A 22,133-nucleotide genomic window follows, 5' to 3' on the forward strand; every position below is an offset into this window, starting at 1 on the left:
GTCTACTTTTGATGGGGAAGACCAGTGCTCTACTAGGATGTCTGAAAATAAGGAAGATGGATGCGCCAAAAGATTTTTTGTTTATTGTTTTTTATAGTATCAAGTAACCTCTGCGCCGCAGACCTTGTTGTTGAAGTTCCTGCCAACCCAGAAAAAGGTTTTTTCTATCCTTTCTTTTTGAAAGTGCCCGAAGCGACCAAAACGAATTACTTGATTGTTGAGACGAACAATACTGGAAAAGTTTCGGACGACTTAAACATCCATCGCAAAAGTGCCCGTAAAGCAGTTCTCGGGAACGCTTTAGGTCCGTGGGTTTCTAAAAAACTAAAAGCACCTATTCTTGTTCCTTCTTTCCCTAGGCCCGAGAAAGATTGGGAAATGTACACGCATTCGTTGGATAGAGATACAATGTTAGTGGAGTCTGGAAAATTAAAAAGGATCGACCTCCAGTTACTAGCTATGATCAACGAAGCAAAATCTGTATTGGAAACCCACTCTATTACTGTAAATGAAAAGGTTATAATGACGGGGTTTTCTGCATCAGGTACGTTTGCGAATAGATTTTCACTTCTGCACCCCGAATCTCTTCAAGTTGTTGTCGCTGGCGGCTTAAACGGTATTCTTATGGTACCTTCAAGCTCGTTGAGCGGAGAAGAACTTAACTACCCATTAGGAATAAATGACTTTGAGGAAATAACTGGTAGAGCTTTTAAAAAAGAGCAATGGGCAGCCCTACCTCAACTTCTTTTTATGGGCGAAAATGACACAAACGATTCAGCGAAATTCGACGATGCTTACTCGGACTCAGAAAAGGCGACTATTTACTCAGTGCTAGGTAAAATTATGCAGCCAAATCGCTGGAAAAGTTGTCAAAACGAATATTTAAGGCAAAACGCAAACGTCACATTTAGAACCTATGAAAATATAGGTCACGGTACAGACTTACGAATACATAATGATGTTTTAGCGTTTATAAGTGAGAACATATAACAATCACATTAAGTCGATCGCAAGCTCCCTGGGACAGTAACATGTGGGCTCTGTCGCTTCGTTCGGATATTAGCCCACGTATTACTGCCCCTTATGTGGGCGTTAGTTGTTAGTTGTTATTCGTTTGCGAAAATATTTCACCATATTGTCGAATTTAGGTCGGTCTAATCGACTATCCATTGAGACCATATTATGGTCCAGGCTATTTAGTTTTTAACCAATCAATGGAGTCGATATGAAAATTGTTATTGAAACAGAAGTACAAGCACCACTAGCCACTGTTTGGGATGTTTGGGTCACTCCCAATGATAAAACAAACTGGAACTTTGCTATAGACGAGTGGTGTTGTCCTGGAGCAGAGGTAAACCTGGTAGTTGGTGGTAATTTCAATTACAGGATGGAAGCAAAAGACGGCTAGAAGGGGTTCGATTTTGAAGGTACATTTACCAAAATTGAGTCAAACGAATCGATTCATTTTAAGCTTGGTGATAACCGTGTTGTGATAGTTGAGTTCATAGAAACAATCAATGGCGTTAAGGTCGTAGAAACCTTTGAGGCGGAAGATGAGAACTCCGCTGAGCAGCAAAAACAAGGTTGGCAAAGTATCCTCAACAACTTCAAAAAGCACGTTGAAAAAAAAGCAACTAACAAGGTGCTGCTGACAAACAAATTTACCGCAGAGCACGGCGGTAGCGACCGCATCAGCTAGCCACTGCGTGCCGAAAGTTCACACTAGCCTTGGCAATATAACTAAAAAAGCGAGCCACTCAAGAGCTCGCTTTTTTTAGATAAGCGCTAGAACTTAACTGCTGCCGGTTTTGGCGCGCCGTGTTTTCCAGCGGTTATTCCTTCTTGCCGGGCCTTTGGCTTGGGGTGAGTCGCTATCGCGCCCTTTGGGTTTATTAGCACCGCCTTGCTCTTTACCTTGCTGCAGCGCTTTACCCTGCTGCGGCGCACTCGCCGCTTTTTTCACGTGCGAAGGCTTCTTTTTCACTGCTCGCTTAGCGGTGTTGCCTGGCTGCTCAGCTTTAGCTGCTTTCGGCTTTTTAGGTTTTTTAGGCTTTTTCGGCGCCCGCAATGTGCTTGGTGCCACCTCATTCGTGGGCTCAAAACCCGCGATAGTTTGCCGTGGCAATAACTCTTGAATAAGGTTTTCAATGCCGTTTAAATCTTTTGCTTCATCGGCTGTGACAAATGAGATAGCCAACCCTGAGGCCCCCGCCCGACCAGTTCGTCCGATACGGTGAACATAGTCTTCGGCAACATTGGGCAAGTCAAAGTTGATCACACAAGGAAGCTGGTCAATATCAATGCCGCGCGCGGCGATATCGGTGGCCACCAGAACTTTAATACTGCCGTCTTTAAATCCGGCCAACGCTTTGGTTCTGGCGCCTTGGCTCTTGTTGCCATGAATCGCAGCAGAGTGAATGCCACGCTTTTCCAAATTAGTGGCAATGCGATTCGCGCCATGCTTGGTGCGGCTAAACACCAATACCTGCTGCCAATCATTTTCTTTAATTAAATGACTTAGCAGCGCTGTTTTACGCGATTTATCCACTGGGTAAACCCACTGCTCTATGGTTTTTGCCGTGGTATTGGCAGGCACCACAGAAATCTCTAGCGGCTGCTGGACTATGGTTTTCGCCAATTCACGGATCTCGTCCGAGAAGGTCGCCGAGTACAGGAGGTTTTGTCGTTTCGGCGGCAATAACTTAATAATGCGGCGAATATCGTGGATAAAGCCCATATCTAACATACGGTCGGCTTCATCAAGCACCAGCATTTCCAGTTGCTCAAATTTAATGGCATTTTGCTGATACAAATCCATTAACCGTCCGGGCGTGGCCACGAGAATATCGGCCCCGCGACGCAGTTGCATCATTTGCGGGTTAATTTTAACGCCACCAAAGGCCACGCAATAGCTCAGCGCTAACTCTTTACCATACGTGGCGACACTGGCACCCACCTGAGCGGCCAGCTCACGGGTAGGAGCAAGCACTAAAGCACGCACGTTATTACCGCGAGCACGCTGCCCTTTACTTAATATTTCTAGCATCGGCAAGGTAAAACCCGCCGTTTTACCGGTGCCGGTTTGCGCAGCGGCCATCACATCGTGGCCGGATAACACCGCAGGAATGCCTTGCGCCTGTATTGGTGAAGGATGCTGGTAGCCTTGGCGTTCAATCGCTTGAAGTAGTTTAGGTTGTAGTTTTAAGTCACTGAATTGGATGGTGTCTTCGGTTTTGATGGTGTTGTTTGCTGATGGTACTTGCTGTTCGGTCATATAAACTCGGTATACATGGCGAAACAAGCTTAAACCCGATTGCATCACCAAAAAATTAAAAAGGCGTAGCTGCTTGCTACACAGGCGTAAAGAGCGTCGGCGCAGTGGCGCCTCAAGGTGTGCTCTTTACTGATCACGCTGTCATCATAACACACTCTGGGGTAATACAGTGCATGGCAAAAAAAGAAAGCGCAGAACCGGTGCTCGCTCCCGTTGGCATGTGCCCTACTCGCTTGCAACTGAGCATCAGTGCAGCCATAAAAAAACCCGCTCAAGGCGGGTTTTTATGTCACTCACTAGCAGAGCTTACCAACCGGTTTTCTCTTTTAGTGCGTTGCCAATTTCAGCAAGTGAACGTACAGTTTGTACGCCCGCTGCTTCTAAGGCTGCAAATTTCTCGTCAGCAGTACCTTTACCGCCTGCGATAATCGCGCCAGCGTGGCCCATACGTTTGCCTGGAGGTGCAGTTACACCGGCAATGTATGAAACAACAGGCTTAGTGACGTTGTCTTTGATGTACGCAGCCGCTTCTTCTTCAGCTGTACCGCCGATCTCACCGATCATTACGATAGCTTCGGTTTGCGGATCTTTTTCGAACATCTCTAGTACGTCGATGAAGTTAGTACCAGGAATTGGGTCACCACCGATACCAACACATGAAGATTGACCAAAGCCAGCGTCAGTTGTTTGCTTAACGGCTTCATAAGTCAAAGTACCAGAACGTGATACGATGCCTACTTTACCAGGCTTGTGGATGTGACCAGGCATGATACCAATCTTAGACTCACCCGGAGTGATAACACCTGGGCAGTTAGGACCAATCATACGCACGCCAGTTTCATCAAGCTTAACTTTAACGTCAACCATGTCTAGCGTTGGGATACCTTCAGTGATACAAACGATTAGCTCAATGCCCGCATCGATCGCTTCAAGGATTGCATCTTTACAGAAAGGCGCTGGTACGTAGATAACAGAAGCCGTTGCGCCTGTTTCTTCAACAGCGTCACGTACAGTGTTAAATACCGGCAGACCTAGGTGCGTTTGACCACCTTTACCTGGTGATACACCACCAACCATCTGTGTACCGTATTCGATTGCTTGCTCAGAGTGGAACGTACCCTGACCACCAGTGAAACCTTGGCAGATTACCTTAGTGTCTTTATTAATTAGTACAGACATTATTTGCCCTCCGCAGCAGCAACAACTTTTTCAGCTGCGTCTGTTAGAGATTCTGCAGCAATGATGTCTAGACCTGAGTTAGCAAGAACGTCACGGCCTAGTTCAGCGTTAGTACCTTCAAGACGTACAACTACAGGTACGTTTACGCCAACTTCTTTAACCGCACCGATAATACCTTCTGCGATCATGTCACAACGTACGATACCGCCGAAGATGTTAACAAGTACTGCTTTAACATTGTCATCAGAAAGGATGATCTTAAATGCTTCAGCAACGCGCTCTTTAGTTGCACCGCCGCCCACATCTAGGAAGTTAGCTGGCTTGCCGCCGTGTAGGTTAACGATGTCCATAGTACCCATCGCAAGACCCGCACCATTTACCATGCAGCCTACAGTACCGTCTAGCGCTACGTAGTTTAGTTCCCACTGTGCTGCGTGTGCTTCACGCTCGTCTTCTTGCGAAGGATCGTGCATCGCGCGGATTTTAGGCTGACGATATAGTGCGTTGCCATCAACACCGATTTTACCGTCTAGGCAGTGTAGGTTGCCTTCGTCAGTGATAACCAGTGGGTTGATTTCAAGTAGCGCGAAATCGTGATCGATAAACATGTTGCCAAGACCCATGAAGATCTTAACGAACTGCTTAAGTTGAGTTGGGTTCAAGCCAAGTTTGAAAGCAAGCTCACGGCCTTGGTAAGCCTGAGGACCTACAAGTGGGTCGATCTCAGCTTTGTGGATAAGCTCTGGCGTTTCTTCAGCAACAGTTTCGATTTCAACACCGCCTTCGGTAGACGCCATGAAAACAACTTTACGTGAAGCCCGGTCGACAACAGCACCAAGGTAGAGTTCGTTTGCAATGTCAGTGCAGCTTTCAACAAGGATCTTTGCAACAGGCTGACCATTTTCGTCAGTTTGGAAAGTTACTAGGTTTTTACCTAGCCAGTTCTGTGCAAACTCTTTGATTTCTTGTTTGCTGTCAGCAAGTTTTACACCGCCCGCTTTACCACGGCCACCGGCGTGAACCTGACATTTAACAACCCATTTATCACCGCCGATTTTATCAGCAGCTTCAGCAGCTTCTTGAGGTGTGTCACATGCGTAACCTTCAGAAACTGGTAAACCATATTCGGCAAAAAGTTGTTTTGCCTGATACTCATGCAAATTCATGATGCTTTATCCAATTTTTTGTACTAAAAGAGCTGAATAAATATGCAATTTACCCAACCATCCCAAATTGCGCACCTAGTATAGATCCCATGGCTATGCTTGAAAACCCTAGTGGGACTAAAGGCGGCAAAAAAAAGCTGCGGCGCGGGCCACAGCTTAATTTTTATTCATTCTCGATGTTTATACATCAAGTAGAAGACGTGTTGGATCTTCTAACATCTCTTTAATGGTCACTAAGAAGCCAACAGACTCTTTACCATCGATTTGGCGGTGGTCATAAGACAGGGCCAAATACATCATAGGTAGAATCTCAACTTTGCCATTCACCGCCATAGGACGCTCTTGGATTTTGTGCATACCCAAGATTGAAGACTGTGGCAAGTTGATGATTGGCGTTGATAATAGTGAGCCAAATACACCACCGTTGGTGATAGTGAAGTTACCACCGGTCATGTCTTCAACCGTTAGCTTACCATCACGGCCTTTAAGCGCTAGCTCACGAATACCGGCTTCGATTTCTGCAACCGACAGCTTGTCACAATCGCGTAGTACTGGCGTTACCAAGCCACGCGGTGTTGATACCGCAATGCTGATATCGAAGTAGTTGTGATAAACGATGTCGTCGCCATCGATTGATGCGTTCACATCTGGGAAGCGTTTAAGCGCTTCTACTACCGCTTTAACATAGAACGACATGAAGCCTAAACGGATACCGTGGCGCTCTTCAAAGGCGTCTTTGTATTGCTTACGAAGGTCCATGATGGGCTTCATGTTCACTTCGTTAAAGGTGGTCAACATCGCCGTTGAGTTTTTCGCTTCAAGTAGGCGGTTAGCGATGGTCTTACGAAGACGTGTCATAGGAACACGTTTTTGCGTGCGGTTACCCACAGGCGCTGACTGAGCATCATCGGCTTTGCTTTCTTGCTTAGCCGGCGCTTGCTTAAGGAACTTGTCTACGTCTTCTTTAGTAACACGACCGTTTTTGCCTGAACCTTTGATTTTTGACGCATCTAGGCCTTTTTCAGCAATGAGGCGGCGTACTGAAGGAGTCAATGCATCACTGGCACTGTCATCACCACTTTGCTCGGCAGCCGGAGCAGACTCTTCTTTGCTACCGCCAGCAGCTTTAGCGCCTACTTTCACTTTACCGATAACTTGCTCGGCTGTGACCGTATCGCCTTCACCGTGAACGTGCTCGCCCATGACACCGTCATCCGGGGCTACCACTTCAAGTACAACTTTGTCAGTTTCAATATCAACCAAGTTCTGGTCGCGGCTGACCGCTTCACCGGGTTGAACATGCCATGTTGCGATGGTCGCATCGGCAACAGATTCAGGAAGTACAGGTACTTTAATATCCACTTCTTTACCTTCTGAAGCACCGCTGTCTTTGGCTGGTGCTGAATCAGCTTTTTCTTCACTTTTAGCGTTATCGTCGCTGCTGTTCTCATCAGCAGCAGGCGCATCGTCGGCTTCGCCAACAATGGCTAGCACTTGCTCAGCAAGTACCGTTGCGCCCTCTTGCTCTTTAATCTCGCTGATCACACCGTCTGCCGGCGCCGCTACTTCAAGTACGACTTTATCGGTTTCGATGTCTACGAGGTTCTGGTCACGACTTACTTTGTCGCCAACACTGACATGCCAAGTTGCAACGGTGGCGTCTGCAACTGACTCAGGAAGAACAGGAACCTTGATTTCTGTGGTCATCTCTTATCCCTTATTTTTTAATGGTAAGCGCGTCAGCGACTAACGCTTGTTGTTCTTTAGTATGTACTGACATGTAACCACATGCCGGTGACGCGGACGCGTTACGTCCTGCATAAGTTAGGTTTGCACCTTGTGGAATTGCCTGCCAGAAGTGGTGCTGCGAGCAGTACCATGCACCCTGGTTTTGTGGCTCTTCCTGACACCATACGAAATCTTTCACATGGCTGTAGCGTTCGATAATGTCAGCCATTTCCTGATGCGGGAATGGGTAAAGCTGCTCAACACGCACGATGGCAATGTTATCCAGCTCTTGCTTACGACGCTCTTGCAGCAGCTCGTAGTAAACTTTACCGCTACAGAACACCACGCGCTCAACGTTTTTAGCATCAATATCATCGATTTCGTCGATCATATTGTGGAATACGCCTTCAGATAACTCTTCTAGCGTAGAAACGGCTAACGGGTGACGCAACAATGATTTCGGGGTCATAACAATCAGTGGACGACGCAGCGGACGCACTGATTGACGACGCAACATAGCGTAGACCTGCGCTGGTGTCGACGGCACACACACTTGCATGTTGTGGTCTGCACATAGCTGCAAGAAACGCTCTAGGCGCGCTGAGCTGTGCTCTGGGCCTTGACCTTCGTAGCCATGAGGTAGCAAACAGGTTAGGCCACATAAACGGCCCCATTTTTGTTCGCCTGAGCTTAGGAATTGGTCAAATACCACCTGCGCACCATTGGCGAAATCACCAAACTGCGCTTCCCACATCACCAGTGATGTTGGCTCGGCGGTGGCGTAACCATATTCAAATGCAAGCACGGCTTCTTCAGAGAGCACCGAGTCGTACACTTCAAATTTACCCTGGTCTTCTTTGATGTGTTGCAGCGGTAAATAGGTGGATGCATCTTCTTGATTATGCACCACAGCATGACGGTGGAAGAAGGTACCACGGCCTGAATCTTGGCCAGTTAGACGAATGTCTGTGCCCTGCTCAACCATAGTGGCATATGCAAGAGTCTCAGCCATACCCCAGTCGAGTTTTTTCTCGCCGGCGGCCATCGCTTTGCGGTCATCGTAAATCTTCTTAACCCGAGATTGCGCTTGGTGCTCTTCTGGATAAGAAGCCACCTTCTCGCCAAGCTCTTTAAGCTTTTCAACAGGAATATGAGTTTCATACTCGGTATCCCAATCGTGACCGACGAATTTCGACCAATCAGAAGAGTGCTTAGTTTCTGGCTCGATTTCTTCAACCACGCAGTTGCCTTCGTCTAGGCCGTTGCGATAGTCATCAGCAAGCTTTTTGATCTCTTTTTCACTCAAGACACCTTCGCTAACCAGCTGATCAGCATAGATTTGGCGCGGCACTGGGTGCTTTTTGATCTTTTTGTACATCAACGGTTGCGTGGCGCTTGGCTCATCCGCTTCGTTGTGTCCATGACGGCGGTAACACACTAAATCAATAACCACGTCGCGTTTGAACTGATTACGGAAATCAAGTGCAATTTGCGTCACTAAGGCAACCGCTTCAGGGTCGTCGGAGTTAACGTGGAAAATCGGTGACTGCACCATTTTAGCAATGTCGGTACAGTAATCGGTAGAACGTGTGTCGTCTTGCTTAGACGTGGTGAAACCAACTTGGTTATTGACCACGATGCGCACACTGCCGCCTACTTTAAAGGCGTTAGTTTGCGACATATTGAAGGTTTCTTGCACACACCCCTGGCCGGCGATGGCCGAGTCACCGTGAATGGTGATAGGCAGTGCTTTCGAACCACTTTCACAATCTAAACGGTCAAGACGAGCACGTACCGAGCCCATCACCACTGGATTAACAATCTCTAGGTGTGAGGGGTTAAATGCCAAGGCCATGTGCACGCTGCCACCCTCGGTGGCAAAGTCTGATGAGTAACCCATGTGGTATTTCACGTCACCAGAGCCCAGCGTGTCATCGTGTTTACCGGCAAACTCATCGAACAGCGCCGATGGGTTTTTACCTAGCACGTTTACTAGCACGTTTAGGCGACCACGGTGGGCCATACCAATCACCGCTTCTTGCTGGCCACTTTCACCGGCACGGTGAATCAGCTCTTTAAGCATCGGCACTAAGGCGTCGCCACCTTCTAGTGAGAAGCGTTTGGCGCCTGGAAATTTCGAGCCAAGGTATTTTTCAAGACCGTCGGCGGCAATCAAGCCTTTCAGAATGCGCTGCTTGGTTTTGCTATCGAATTGAGGGCGTGCTTGAACCGATTCTAAGCGTTGCTGTAGCCAACGTTTTTCTTCGGTAGATGTGATGTGCATGTACTCGGCACCGATGGAACCACAATAAGTTGCCTTCAATGCTTTGTATAAATCACCCAGTTTCATCATTTCGCCGCCGGCGGCAAACGAACCTACATAAAACTCAGTGTCAAAATCGTCTTCAGAAAGACCGTGGAAGTCTAACTCCAAATCGCGAACGCGTTCACGTTTCCAAATCCCGAGTGGGTCAAGATTCGCGTTTTGGTGACCACGGAATCGAAAAGCATTTATCAGTTGCAATACTTTAATCTGTTTGGGGTCACCCTGACCACCTTCTGCAACAACTACTTCGCGATGTTTATTTTTTGCCAGCTTGGCGAATTCAGCTCTTACTTGTGAATGCTTGGTTTCTACATCCACCCCTTCCACTTTGGGAAGTTGCTCGAACACTTCACGCCATTCTTCTGGCACTGAAGTCACATCATCAAGATATGCTTCATAAAGCTCCTCAACATAGGCAACGTTACCGCCGTACAGATGAGAAGACTCTAGCCATGCCTTCATCACACCATCGTGCATTTATAAGCCCTTTTATCTAGCGCAGAATTTACATTGTCTGACTTACTTAAAACTTAAGTAAGTGATCGAAGAATGGCCAGACAGACGTCCAGCCATTCTTAGTTCTATTATGCCCTTAAACGGAACGATTAAGAAGCATTGATTTGATTTGCCCAATCGCTTTGGTCGGATTCAAACCTTTCGGACATACATTGACACAGTTCATGATATTGTGACAACGGAATACGCTGAATGCATCGTCTAAATCTGCCAAGCGCTCATCGGTGGCGGTATCTCGGCTATCCGCTAAGAAGCGGTAAGCGTGTAATAGACCGGCCGGGCCGATAAATTTATCTGGATTCCACCAGAAGCTTGGACATGATGTTGAACAACATGCACAAAGAATACATTCGTATAGCCCATCTAGCTTTTCACGATCTTCAATCGACTGCAAACGCTCACCCGCTGGAGGCGTATCATTAATGAGATACGGCTTCACTTTCTCGTACTGAGTGTAGAATTGCGACATGTCGATTACAAGGTCACGAATAACCGGTAAACCCGGTAGTGGACGAATCACTACCTTGCCCTTGCCGTTTGTCTGCAATGCAGAAATTGGCGTAATACAGGCAAGGCCATTTTTACCATTCATGTTCACACCATCGGAGCCACATACCCCTTCACGGCAGGAACGACGAAATGCCAGGCTTGGATCTTGCTCTTTTAACATCAGCAGTGCGTCAAGCACCATCATGTCACGACCTTCTTCCACCTCAAGGGTGTAGTCTTTCATGAATGGCGCATCATCCACGTCTGGATTGTAACGATAAACAGATAATTCTAAAGTTGCCATCGTCATCTCTCCTAGTAAGTACGAGCTTTAGGTGGGAACGCTTCACGAAGCTTAGGTGCATAGTTTACATCACGCTTAGACATTTCTTCTGTCTCAGGGTTGTAAACACTGTGGCACAGCCAATTTTCGTCATCACGGTCCGGGTAGTCGAAGCGCGAGTGCGCACCACGGCTCTCAGTACGGAAATTCGCAGCAACCGCTGTTGAGTAAGCTGTTTCCATCAAGTTATCAAGCTCTAAACACTCGATACGTTGAGTGTTGAACTCGCTTGATTTGTCGTCCAAGCGGGCATGCTGAAGACGCTCACGAATTTCTTTAAGCTCTTTAAGACCCGTCGCCATTGAATCACCTTCACGGAACACCGAGAAGTTAAGCTGCATACATTGCTGTAGGTCTTTTTTGATTTGCACTGGGTCTTCGCCCTGGCCTTCTTTTGATGTTTCCCAACGGTTGAAACGTGCCAATGCACCTTCAATGTTGTCGCTTGAAGCATCACGTTGCGCTTGGTAATCGTTCAAGTAAACACCTAGGTAGTTACCTGCTGCACGACCAAATACAACCAAATCAAGTAGAGAGTTACCACCTAGGCGGTTAGCACCGTGTACAGATACACAAGCGATTTCACCGACTGCGAATAGACCTTCTACAAGCGTGTCGTTGCCTTGGGCATCAACGCTCAGTACTTGGCCGTTCACATTAGTTGGTACACCACCCATCATGTAGTGACAGGTTGGAATAACTGGAATTGGCTCTTTCGCTGGGTCAACATGGGCAAAGGTTTTAGCTAGGTCACATACGCCAGGTAGACGTAGATTTAGCGTTTCCTCACCAAGGTGATCCAGTTTCAGTTTAATGTGCGGGCCCCATGGACCTTCACAACCACGACCTTCGCGGATTTCGGTCATCATTGAACGGGCAACTACGTCACGTGACGCCAAGTCTTTGGCATTAGGCGCATAACGCTCCATGAAGCGCTCGCCATCTTTGTTCAGAAGATAACCCCCTTCACCACGGCAACCTTCAGTTACCAGGGTTCCGGCACCGGCGATCCCGGTTGGGTGGAACTGCCACATTTCCATGTCTTGCATGGCTACGCCAGCACGTGTGGCCATACCCACGCCGTCACCGGTGTTGATGTGCGCGTTAGTGGTCGAGGCATAAATACGCCCTGCACCACCGGTGGCAAGCACAACCACTTTCGATTTGAAGTAAACCACTTCACCAGACTCGATGTCGATAGCTGTACAACCCACTACCGCGCCGTCGTCGTTTTTAACAAGGTCCAGTGCATACCACTCAGAATATACATTGGTTTTGTTCTTTACGTTTTGCTGATATAAGCAGTGCAGCAAGGCGTGACCGGTACGGTCCGCTGCAGCCGCTGTACGCGCTGCTTGCTCGCCGCCGAAGTTTTTCGACTGACCACCGAATGGGCGCTGGTATACGCGGCCGTTCTCAAAACGTGAGAATGGCAAGCCCATGTTTTCAAGCTCGGTGATTGCCTCTGGGCCAGTTTTACACATGTACTCGATGGCGTCTTGGTCACCGATATAATCGGAGCCCTTAACGGTATCGTACATATGCCATTCCCAGTTATCCTCGTGCGAGTTACCTAGTGCTACGGTAATACCACCCTGAGCCGACACGGTGTGTGAGCGGGTTGGGAAAACCTTGGAAATAAGCGCACAAGACTTGCCTGATTCAGTGATTGCTAACGCTGCGCGCATACCTGCACCGCCAGCGCCAACCACTACTGCGTCAAATTCGCGAACTGAATATTTCACTTAAACACCCCATAGAACAAACAGGCCAACTACTACGTAAGATAGGGCCATAAGGTTTAATACGAAGCCAAGAAACGCGCGTAGTTTGGCGTTCTTTACATAGTCGGTCAGCACCTGCCATAGGCCGATGCGTGCGTGCACCATAATGCACGCAAGGGCGATTAGGGTGTATACCTTCATCGCGAAGTTACCGAATAACCCCGACCATGCTTCATAGGTTAATGCTGGAGTGCATAGCAGATAACCAATAATAAATAGTGCATAAGAGCTGATGATAAGTGCGGTCGCTCGTAGCGATACGAAATCCTGAACACCATCACGCTTTAAAGATGCTTGATTTAAGACCATAGCCAAACTCCCGCCAATACGGCAACAATCACCCACAATACAAAGCCGATTTTAGCGGTTGCATTGCCTGAATCTAATTCTTTCCACGGACCCAAGTCTTGGATTAAGTGGCGTACACCTGCGATGAAGTGATACGAGAGAACGGTGAGGGTACCCCAGGCGATAAATTTGGCAACAAACCCGGTTAACAGGCTTTTGACAAATTCAAATCCTTCCGGAGAAGACAGTGACACAGCCCATGCCCAGATAACAAAGGTCAAGGCAAAGAACATTGCGACACCGGTGACGCGGTGCAGAATTGATGCTTTGGCCGTTGCTGGCATAGAGATGGTCGTTAGATCGAGATTTACAGGTCTTTGCTTTTTCACAGTTACTTGCCCATCTTGCTCACATTGATAAATAGAGCCATCTACATTGTTGTTATAACCATTTATGCAGTCACTGCATAAATGCGCTCACATAAATAAACCCACAGACGCGAAAAAAGATCACTTTATTTGTTCAATTTTAAAGCGAAATTTCACGTGTTTGTCATAAACGGTTTACTCAAAGACGTTACGGTATTGAACCCCTGACAGTATATAAGTCTGCAGCGGATATTACAATTCTTGTTTAGTCACGGAGGTTTGCGAATTAGCCATTGGTATAATATTTAATCTTTGCAGAATATTTATTATACACAAATGCATTAAAATTGACTTTCTACCCCTCTTGTACGTTAGAATGATCGGAATTTGCTTAACATTAGTATCACGCATAACAGCTTTAGCTTGTTATTCTTATAGGAGATAATTAGATGGCAGATAAGAAAGCCACTGTCCATATTGATGGACAAGACCCGATTGAACTTCCCATTTACGAAGGTACTGCGGGTCAAGACGTTATCGACGTCCGTACCTTAGGCGCACACGGCTACTTCACCTACGACCCAGGGTTCATGTCGACTGGCTCTTGTGACTCATCTATCACCTACATCGATGGTGGTAAAGGCGTATTGCTACACCGTGGTTACCCCATTGATCAGCTTGCTGAACAATCTAACTACGTCGAACTTTGCTACTTATTGCTTAACGGCGAGCTACCGTCAGAAGCAGAGCTTGAAGAATTCTCTAAGTCAATCACTCTAAGCACCATGGTGCACGAGAAAGTGGCGGCCTTCTTCCAAGGTTTCCGCGTTGATGCTCACCCAATGGCGATGCTGTGTGGTGTGGTTGGTGCCATGTCTTCTTTCTATCACCAAGACCTAGACATCTCAGACCCAGCGCAGCGTAAGCGCAGTGCCACTCGCCTAGTTGCGAAACTGCCGACTATCGCAGCGATGGCGTACAAGTACACCATTGGTCAACCATTCGTTTACCCACGAAACGACCTGAGCTATGCAGAAAACTTCTTACACATGATGTTCTCAGTGCCTTCTGAAGATTACCAAGTAAATCCTGTGCTTGCTAAAGCCATGGACCGTATCTTCATGTTGCACGCTGACCACGAGCAAAACGCATCAACTTCAACAGTACGTATTGCTGGTTCATCAGGTGCCAACCCTTATGCATGTATCGCAGCGGGTATCGCATCACTTTGGGGCCCTGCGCACGGTGGTGCTAACGAAGCATGTTTGAACATGCTACAAGAGATTGGCTCAGTGGATCGCATTGACGAATACATCGCTAAAGCGAAAGACAAGAACGACCCGTTCCGCCTAATGGGCTTCGGTCACCGCGTTTACAAAAACTTCGACCCACGTGCCACGGTAATGCGTGACACCTGCCACGAAGTATTGAAAGAGCTAAACATCGAAGATCCACTTCTAGATGTTGCTATGCGCCTAGAGCAAATTGCTCTTGAAGACCCTTACTTCGTTGAGAAGAAACTATACCCGAACGTAGACTTCTACTCTGGTATCATTCTTAAGGCGATCGGTATCCCAACCAGCATGTTCACCGTTATTTTCGCTATGTCGCGTACTGTCGGTTGGATCTCGCACTGGGATGAAATGCTGTCTCAGCCTGGTCACAAGATCAGCCGTCCACGTCAGCTATACAAAGGCGCAACGAAGCGCGATTACGTCGCTCAAGACAAGCGCTAAGCAACGCGTTTTAGAGTTGAAAAAGGTCGCTCCCAAGCGGCCTTTTTTATTGCCATTTCAGCCTAGTTCTCTACAATGGCGGCATTTGTACAGCCAGCTTTACTAACCATGTTTGATATAGACGCAATACGCCAAGATTTCCCTGCCCTGACTCAACATGGTGACACCGAACGTGTTTATTTTGATTCGGCCGCAACGGCGCACAAACCACGCTGTGTGATTGACACCTTGACGCGCTTTTACAGCCAAGAAAACGCCAACGTGCATCGCGGCGCACACCAATTAAGTCAGCAAGCAACCAGCCGTTATGAGCACGCTCGCCAGCAAGTGGCCGAATTTATCGGCTGTCAGCATAACGAACTGGTATGGACTAAAGGGGCCACCGAGGCTATTAACTTGGTTGCCTATGGGCTGACGGCGCAGCTACAACCCAAAGACGTGATTTTAATTACCGAGCTTGAGCACCACGCCAACATCGTACCCTGGCAGCAGCTGGCGAGGCGCACCGGTGCAACATTGATGGCCGTCCCAGTCACCCCGGCTGGTCTACTCGATATCGCTCAAGCGGAGCAAATGATTGCCCAGTATCGACCCAAGGTATTTGCCCTGGCTCATGTTTCTAATGCTCTTGGCAACATTAACCCCGTTAAAGCGCTACTCAGTCAGGCCAAGCAACAAGGTGCTTGGACCTTGGTTGATGGTGCCCAGTCGCTGCTGCATTTGCGCCCACAAATGGCCGACTTGGGCTGCGACTTTTTCGTGTTTTCGGCGCATAAATGTCTTGGCCCTACCGGCCTTGGCGGACTGTTCGGGCGCTTTAGTTGTCTTCAGCAACTCGATGTTTTTCAAACCGGCGGCGAAATGGTCGCTAAAGTACGTATCGAGCATACCGAATTTAACCCGCCCCCGAGTAAGTTTGAAACCGGCACGCCGAATATCAGTGCGGTGCTTGGCTTTGCTGCCGCCATTGAGTATTTAAATAACCTTGATAGCGCCGCCCTAGCTGCGCACGAGCATAGCTTAATGCAGTATTTAGTGGCGCACTTAAGCGAAATTGAGTCAGTGTCCTTGCTTGGCGACATGCAGCATAATGTCGGTACCGTCAGCTTTTATGTACAATCTGAGCACCCCTATGACATTGCCACCTTACTCGATATGGAAGGCATTGCCCTGCGTCATGGCCACCACTGCGCGCAGCCATTAATGCACGCGTTAGGGGTCAATGGTACGGTGAGAGTCAGCTTGGCGTTTTACAATACCTTTGAAGAAATCGACCACTTTATCAGTGCACTACGTAATACCTTGGAGATGATGGCACCATGAGTTATAGCAATTACCCAGAGCTAAAACAGGCTTTTCAAGCTCTTCACGGCTGGCAACAACGTTATCGTGAGTTGATGCTGTTGGGAAAAAGCTTGCCAGTCCTTGCCAATGAGCTCAAGGTCGATGAAGCTAAGGTTTCCGGTTGTGAAAGTAATGTCTGGTTGTATATCGACTTCACTCCCCAAGAAGATAAGCTGGTTGTGGTGGCCGACTCCGACACTCGCATTGTTAAAGGATTACTGGCGTTGATTCTCATGATGTACAACGGTAAAACCCCGCAACAAGCAGCGGCCCTTGACGCCGAGCAAGAGTTCGAGGAGTTAGGGTTGATGCGCCACCTTAGCCCCTCGCGCGGTAATGGCATTCGCGCCATTGTCAGCGCGATTAACCAATTTGCCAAAAGCCACTGTTAACCCTGGCTTTGCTCACTCAAACGTTGGCGCTTATTTAAGTATTTGCGCACTGCTTTGGCCGCTGCGAAAAAGCCAAAGCTACCGGTTACCATGGTTGCCGAGCCAAAGCCATTGGCACAGTCCATATTCATCGTTGAATCGGCCCCTTGCTTAGCTCGACATACCTGCCCATGGCCATCGGGATAGACCAACTGCTCGGTGGAATACACACAATCGACATCAAACTTACGCTTCGGATTGTTGCTAAAATTATATTGTTTGCGCAGTAAATAGCGAACCTTGGCCAATAACGGATCGTGGGTGGTTTTGGCGACATCGCCAAATTTTATCTCACTGGGGTCGGTTTGCCCTCCCGCGCCGCCGGTGGTGATAATAGGTAACTTATTGCGTTTGCAATGAGCAATCAAGGCCGCCTTTTCCTTCACCGCATCAATGGCATCGATGACGTAGTCAAAGCCTTGGATGTGTTCGCGAATGTTATCCATAGTGATGAAATCATCAATCACATGCACGATGATCTGTGGATTGATAAGCTGACAACGCGCTTTCATGGCTTCCACTTTGGCTTCGCCCACCGATTGCGAATGCGCATGAATTTGCCGGTTACTGTTGGTAACGCATATATCATCGAGGTCGATAAGGGTGAGCTGCCCTACTCCGGTACGCGCCAGCGCCTCGGCTACCCAACTGCCGACCCCACCAATGCCGATGACACAGAAATGCGCCTGCTGCAGCCATTGGGTTTGCTGTTGTCCGTAAAGGCGGCTGATACCACCGAAGCGAAGTTGATAATCATCTTGTGTCATTGTCTCTACCAATTTAACTGCCAAGGTTGGTTGTCACAAAAGCTTAAAAGTGTATTTAACTGTGCTGCATGCTGTCCTTCTTGCATCGGCGCACAAAAGCAATAATGCTGGTCGCGATATTGAAAACGCAGCGCGTACGCATGTAAATAGGTGCGATCGCTGGCCTCGGCGCCATACAGGGTATCGCCCAGAATCGGTGCCGATAATGACTTCATAGCGACACGGAGCTGATGTGTTTTGCCACTGTAAGGCTTTAACACCATGCCCCTTAGTCCCGGTGCCAGCGAGTAGCTATAAAATCGGGTAATAGCGGGGTTTTCCTGGGTTTTAAGTAGCTTGAAAGCGCCGCGCCGGGCTTTGCCCATGTCACCTTTGATCCACCCCTGCTTCTTTTTCGGTTTTGCCGTACAAAGCGCCATATAGAATTTATCTACTTTATGGGCACTGAACATCGCCGTGAATGTCGCCGCCGCCGCGCTGCTTTTTGGTAGCAGCACTAAACCTGAGGTCACCTTATCAAGGCGATGTACAGGGTAGAACTTAGTGTCCAATTGCTGCTGGGCTATGGCCACCAGCCCTGGCTCGTTATCCTGCGAGTGAAAATCCATCCCCGCCGGTTTATATACAACGGTGAAATCGCTGTCATCATTGATGACTGTGAGGGTACTCATTGAAGTGCGCTTATCACTCGCGCTAGGTCTTCTTCGGTATCCACTCCCGCAGCGGGCACCTGCTTGGCTTCGGCCACGTTAATGGTGAAGCCATGATAAAGCACACGTAATTGCTCAAGCGACTCCAGTTGTTCTAAAGGCGATGGCGCCAAGCCGATATACTCATTAATAAAACCTGCGCGATAGGCATAGATACCGATATGGCGTTGCATGTGGCGAATGTCTAACTCGCAGCTTTTTGTTAGTAATGCATCGCGATGATAAGGGATCGGCGCGCGGGAGAAATAAAGTGCTTGCTGTGCGGTGTTACTCACCACCTTCACGGCGTTAGGGTTGAGTGCCTCTTCGCGGTCTGTAATCGCCGTCGACAGGGTCGCCATCGGGGCGTCGTTACCACTGAGCAATTGCGCCACTTGGGCGACATTTTCTGGCGCTAGTAGCGGCTCATCGCCTTGCACATTAACCACCAGCGTATCGTCATCTAGCGCTAGCTTAGCTACGACCTCGGCTAAACGCTCTGTGCCAGATTGGTGATCTTCCCGGGTCATCACCACAGGGGCACCGAAGCCCTCGCACACGGTCGCCACATCAACGTGATCGGTGGCCACATAAACCGCCGTCGCGCCAGATAACACCGCACGCTCATAGACGTGCTGAATCATTGGCTTGCCGGCTATATCAGCCAGCGGTTTGCCTGGTAAGCGTGTAGAGGCATAGCGTGCGGGAATAATAACTACGAATTCCACTGCTCAACCTCGTCACTGCTCAACTCTCGCGCTTCGTTTTCCAACAGTACCGGAATGTCATCACGAATTGGGTAAGCCAGTTTCGCAGCGGTACTAATGAGTTCTTGGTTTTCTTTATCGTAGCGCAACTTTCCCTTACAAACTGGGCAGGCAATAATTTCTAAGAGCTTAGTATCGAACGCCATTTACAGCACCCCTTTACGTTTTAAAATAGTTGTTAATTGAGTTTCCAAAACCTGGTTGGCCTTGGCATCTACGCGTAAATAATAACACTGCCGGTGAGCGAAAGTACGACATTTTACCGCATCTTTCTCTGTCATATAGACAGCCTGTTCGCCAAACTGGGTTAAATCCGATGCTTGATAATGGTGGTGGTCGCGATAATGCACGGCTTCACTAATAACCACACCAATTGCTTGCAGGCTCTGCTCAAAGCGCTCCGGATTGCCAATAGCACTGATGGCCACGCCCTTTGCAAAAGGGGGCGATAGCGGTTGCTCATCGGCAACCCTATAAAGCCCGGATGAGGCTAACTGATAACTGGCTTGTCCTGCTTGCTCACCATTGTAGATCACCAAATCGACAGATTTTAGCCGCCCTTGACCTTCACGCAACGGCCCTGCGGGGAGCAGTAGGCCATTGCCAAAGCGCCGCGCGGCATCGACTATACATAATTCGATATCGCGCTCTAGCGCGTAATGTTGCAGACCATCATCGCTGAGAATGACATCGACACTTTGAAGCGCCAGCAGTTTTTCTATACTGGCCTTGCGATCGCTGCCAATCACCACCGCACATCCGCTGCGTTTGGCCAGTAGCACCGGCTCATCGCCACCTTGATGGGGCTCGGTGTCCGCTGTGACCACAAAGGGCATCTCTGGGGGGTGGCTGCCATAGCCACGGGAAATAATACCAACGCGCTTACCGCGTTGCTGCAGCAGCTCGGCCAGATAGAGTGTCATGGGCGTTTTACCATTACCACCCACACTGATATTACCCACGACAATCACTGGTACTGGCGCCCGATAGGCCGTGAATAGGCCCAAACGATAGCCAAGGCGACGAGCATGACTAACCAACCAGTATAAGGCCGTTAACGGCAATAACAGCACCGTAATCAGGCTCAGTCGGCGAAACCAAGAGCGCTCTATCGCAGCGCCGATGCCGTTATCGGCGCGACTCATTGCCCCTCGCCTTGCTGCATTTTTGCCAGCGCCGCATAGGTACCGTTGGCATTTAACAGTTCGCCATGGGTGCCCTGTTCAATAATTTGTCCATGGTCGAGCACATATATGCAATCTACTTGCTCTATGGTCGACAAACGGTGGGCGATAATAATCGCGGTTTTGTCTTTCATCAGCGACTCAAGCGCTTGCTGGATTAACTTTTCCGACTCGGTATCGAGTGCTGAGGTGGCCTCATCGAGGATCAGTATCGGTGCATCTTTAACCAGAGCCCTGGCAATGGCAATACGCTGGCGCTGGCCCCCCGAGAGCATGACACCGTCTTCACCAATCATGGTATTTAAGCCTTGCGGCAAGTCTTTAACAAACTCCCACACATGTGCTTTTTTGGCCACTTCGATAAGGGCTTGTTCGCTCAGCGGTTGCGCCAAGCCATACATAATATTGTTAGCGATAGTATCGTTAAAGAGCACCACCTGTTGCGAGACAATAGCAAACTGTTGACGCAGGCTCGCCAGAGTCAGCTCATTGGTGGCAATACCATCGAGTTTAATCGCCGATGCCGGCTCGACGTCATAGTAACGGGGTAATAAATTCGACAGCGTCGACTTACCCGAGCCTGAACGCCCGACCAGGGCGATATTTTGCCCCGGAGTAATATCCAGTGACAATGACTTTAATACCGGCTCTGCAACATCGGGGTAATGGAAGGTCAAGTCGGTAATTTGAATATGCCCTTTGGCTTTTTCTAGTACTTGCGTGCCGGTGTCTTTTTCCTGTTCGGTATCAAGCACGGTGAAGATACTTTGCGCAGCGGCGATACCACGTTGCAGCTCGCTGTTAACATTGGATAGCTGTTTCAGCGGGCGTAGCATCAGCATCATCGACGAGATCAGGCTGACAAAAGTCCCTGAAGTGATTGAGTTAAGCATGCTGGGCATGGAGATAAGCACTAAGATCACCGCCATAGATGAGGCAGCAAGAATTTGAATGACCGATACGCTCAGCGCTTTGGTGGCATCCATTTTCACCCGTTGCAGGCGGTTGATATTGTTAACATGGGCAAAGCGCTCGGTTTCCTGTTGCTGGCCATTAAAACCATGGATCACTTTGTGTCCTGAGAGCATCTGCTCTGAGCAACGGGTAACATCACCCATGGCATTTTGAATATTTTTGGAAATACGGCGAAAACGCTTAGACACCACAGTCACGATGATGGCAACAATCGGCGTGATCACTAAAAACACCAGCGACAGCTTCCAACTGGCGGCAAACATCACCACCAATAGAAACGCCACATACGCCCCTTCGCGCACCAGCACCAACAAGGCTTTGGTAATAGCCTGTTGCACCTGCTCGGTATCAAAGGTGATCTTTGAGATAAGCTCACCATTGGAGTGCTTATCATGAAAACTCACCGGTAGGTTAAGCATGTGTTGGAACAAGTCTTGGCGCAATGAGCGCACCACTTGCGAACCCACATAGGCCAAACAGTAACTGGACACAAAGTTAAATGCGCCGCGCCCTAATACCAACGCAATCACAACAAAAGGAGCCCAAGTCAAAACAGCGCTGTTACGCTCAGTTAAACCTTCATCGATAAATGGCTGCATTAGCCACACAAAGGTGGCATCCATTGCTGAATACCCTAGCATGCCAATAATGGCGACAATGGCGGCGGCTTTATAAGTTTTTACATAACCAAGTAGTCGCTTATAACTTTGGGAGGCGCTTTGCTGCATAATACTCTCGAATCAACGCAATAGCGGGTATTGTAGCTTTAGCAAAGCAAA

19 protein-coding genes and 1 pseudogene are annotated in these 22,133 nt (G+C 48.5%); 5 read left to right on the forward strand and 15 right to left on the reverse strand.

All coding sequences use genetic code 11. The annotated features are described in order from the left end of the window. The first annotated feature begins 60 nt into the window (after positions 1-60). A complete protein-coding gene (locus MHM94_RS04900; protein WP_235419000.1) occupies positions 61-990 on the forward strand; it encodes a hypothetical protein in 930 nt (309 codons plus the stop codon). A gap of 235 nt (positions 991-1,225) precedes the next feature. Further along, a pseudogene (locus MHM94_RS04905) lies at positions 1,226-1,699 on the forward strand (SRPBCC family protein). 93 nt (positions 1,700-1,792) lie between these two features. Here the strand turns inward: MHM94_RS04905 and MHM94_RS04910 are convergent. The 9 genes from MHM94_RS04910 to sdhC all read right to left on the reverse strand — a co-directional run bounded on the left by MHM94_RS04910 (position 1,793) and on the right by sdhC (position 13,482). Then, entirely contained in the window at positions 1,793-3,220 is a 1,428-nt protein-coding gene (locus MHM94_RS04910; protein ID WP_235419147.1) for a DEAD/DEAH box helicase, read from the reverse strand. 360 nt (positions 3,221-3,580) lie between these two features. After that, complete coding sequence (gene sucD / locus MHM94_RS04915; protein WP_045978833.1) at positions 3,581-4,453, reverse strand: succinate--CoA ligase subunit alpha; 873 nt, start codon at positions 4,451-4,453, stop codon at positions 3,581-3,583. After that, positions 4,453-5,619, reverse strand: coding sequence for an ADP-forming succinate--CoA ligase subunit beta (sucC, locus tag MHM94_RS04920; protein ID WP_022946096.1), 1,167 nt, complete (start codon positions 5,617-5,619; stop codon positions 4,453-4,455). Before sucC ends, sucD begins: the two co-directional genes overlap by 1 nt. 180 nt (positions 5,620-5,799) lie before the next feature. Next, a complete protein-coding gene (gene odhB, locus MHM94_RS04925) occupies positions 5,800-7,326 on the reverse strand; it encodes a 2-oxoglutarate dehydrogenase complex dihydrolipoyllysine-residue succinyltransferase (RefSeq protein WP_130147848.1) in 1,527 nt (508 codons plus the stop codon). Positions 7,327-7,336: 10 nt separating this feature from the next. After that, positions 7,337-10,150, reverse strand: coding sequence for a 2-oxoglutarate dehydrogenase E1 component (locus tag MHM94_RS04930; protein WP_235418999.1), 2,814 nt, complete (start codon positions 10,148-10,150; stop codon positions 7,337-7,339). A gap of 115 nt (positions 10,151-10,265) precedes the next feature. After that, complete coding sequence (locus MHM94_RS04935) at positions 10,266-10,982, reverse strand: succinate dehydrogenase iron-sulfur subunit (RefSeq protein ID WP_022946093.1); 717 nt, start codon at positions 10,980-10,982, stop codon at positions 10,266-10,268. Positions 10,983-10,993: 11 nt separating this feature from the next. Next, positions 10,994-12,766, reverse strand: a complete 1,773-nt coding sequence (sdhA, locus tag MHM94_RS04940) for a succinate dehydrogenase flavoprotein subunit (protein ID WP_045978836.1) — start codon at positions 12,764-12,766, stop codon at positions 10,994-10,996. Continuing rightward, positions 12,767-13,114 (reverse strand): succinate dehydrogenase, hydrophobic membrane anchor protein, encoded by a 348-nt coding sequence (gene sdhD / locus MHM94_RS04945; RefSeq protein ID WP_022944506.1) that lies wholly within the window; start codon positions 13,112-13,114, stop codon positions 12,767-12,769. Further along, complete coding sequence (sdhC, locus tag MHM94_RS04950) at positions 13,105-13,482, reverse strand: succinate dehydrogenase, cytochrome b556 subunit (RefSeq protein WP_051034453.1); 378 nt, start codon at positions 13,480-13,482, stop codon at positions 13,105-13,107. Before sdhC ends, sdhD begins: the two co-directional genes overlap by 10 nt. A 428-nt stretch (positions 13,483-13,910) precedes the next feature. Here sdhC and MHM94_RS04955 point away from each other — a divergent pair, with 428 nt between their 5' ends. The 3 genes from MHM94_RS04955 to MHM94_RS04965 all read left to right on the forward strand — a co-directional run bounded on the left by MHM94_RS04955 (position 13,911) and on the right by MHM94_RS04965 (position 16,933). After that, entirely contained in the window at positions 13,911-15,197 is a 1,287-nt protein-coding gene (locus MHM94_RS04955; RefSeq protein ID WP_045978838.1) for a citrate synthase, read from the forward strand. Positions 15,198-15,272: 75 nt separating this feature from the next. Continuing rightward, the gene (locus MHM94_RS04960; RefSeq protein WP_235418998.1) at positions 15,273-16,520 is read left to right on the forward strand and encodes a cysteine desulfurase; all 1,248 of its coding nucleotides are present in this window, start codon (positions 15,273-15,275) and stop codon (positions 16,518-16,520) included. Then, positions 16,517-16,933 carry a SufE family protein gene (locus tag MHM94_RS04965; RefSeq protein WP_138588116.1) on the forward strand — a complete coding sequence of 139 codons (417 nt, stop codon included), beginning with the start codon at positions 16,517-16,519 and terminating at the stop codon, positions 16,931-16,933. Before MHM94_RS04960 ends, MHM94_RS04965 begins: the two co-directional genes overlap by 4 nt. Here MHM94_RS04965 and tcdA read toward each other — a convergent pair. From tcdA to msbA, 6 genes are read right to left on the reverse strand one after another with little or no spacing between them, the layout of a single operon-like run. Continuing rightward, complete coding sequence (gene tcdA, locus MHM94_RS04970) at positions 16,930-17,739, reverse strand: tRNA cyclic N6-threonylcarbamoyladenosine(37) synthase TcdA (RefSeq protein WP_235418997.1); 810 nt, start codon at positions 17,737-17,739, stop codon at positions 16,930-16,932. The two genes, MHM94_RS04965 and tcdA, sit on opposite strands and share 4 nt — an antisense overlap. 5 nt (positions 17,740-17,744) lie before the next feature. Next, positions 17,745-18,410 carry a TIGR01621 family pseudouridine synthase gene (locus tag MHM94_RS04975; RefSeq protein ID WP_235418996.1) on the reverse strand — a complete coding sequence of 222 codons (666 nt, stop codon included), beginning with the start codon at positions 18,408-18,410 and terminating at the stop codon, positions 17,745-17,747. Beyond that, a complete protein-coding gene (kdsB, locus tag MHM94_RS04980; protein WP_045978842.1) occupies positions 18,407-19,156 on the reverse strand; it encodes a 3-deoxy-manno-octulosonate cytidylyltransferase in 750 nt (249 codons plus the stop codon). The genes MHM94_RS04975 and kdsB overlap by 4 nt, the downstream gene beginning before the upstream one ends. Next, positions 19,144-19,341 carry a Trm112 family protein gene (locus MHM94_RS04985; protein ID WP_022944513.1) on the reverse strand — a complete coding sequence of 66 codons (198 nt, stop codon included), beginning with the start codon at positions 19,339-19,341 and terminating at the stop codon, positions 19,144-19,146. The genes kdsB and MHM94_RS04985 overlap by 13 nt, the downstream gene beginning before the upstream one ends. Further along, positions 19,342-20,340, reverse strand: a complete 999-nt coding sequence (gene lpxK / locus MHM94_RS04990; protein ID WP_235418995.1) for a tetraacyldisaccharide 4'-kinase — start codon at positions 20,338-20,340, stop codon at positions 19,342-19,344. Then, on the reverse strand, positions 20,337-22,082 hold the full coding sequence (gene msbA, locus MHM94_RS04995; protein WP_130147840.1) for a lipid A export permease/ATP-binding protein MsbA: 1,746 nt from the start codon (positions 22,080-22,082) through the stop codon (positions 20,337-20,339). The genes lpxK and msbA overlap by 4 nt, the downstream gene beginning before the upstream one ends. Between the last annotated feature and the right edge of the window lie 51 nt (positions 22,083-22,133).

The organism is Pseudoalteromonas sp. CNAT2-18.1 (assembly GCF_022347865.1).
GTDB lineage: Bacteria > Pseudomonadota > Gammaproteobacteria > Enterobacterales > Alteromonadaceae > Pseudoalteromonas > Pseudoalteromonas ruthenica.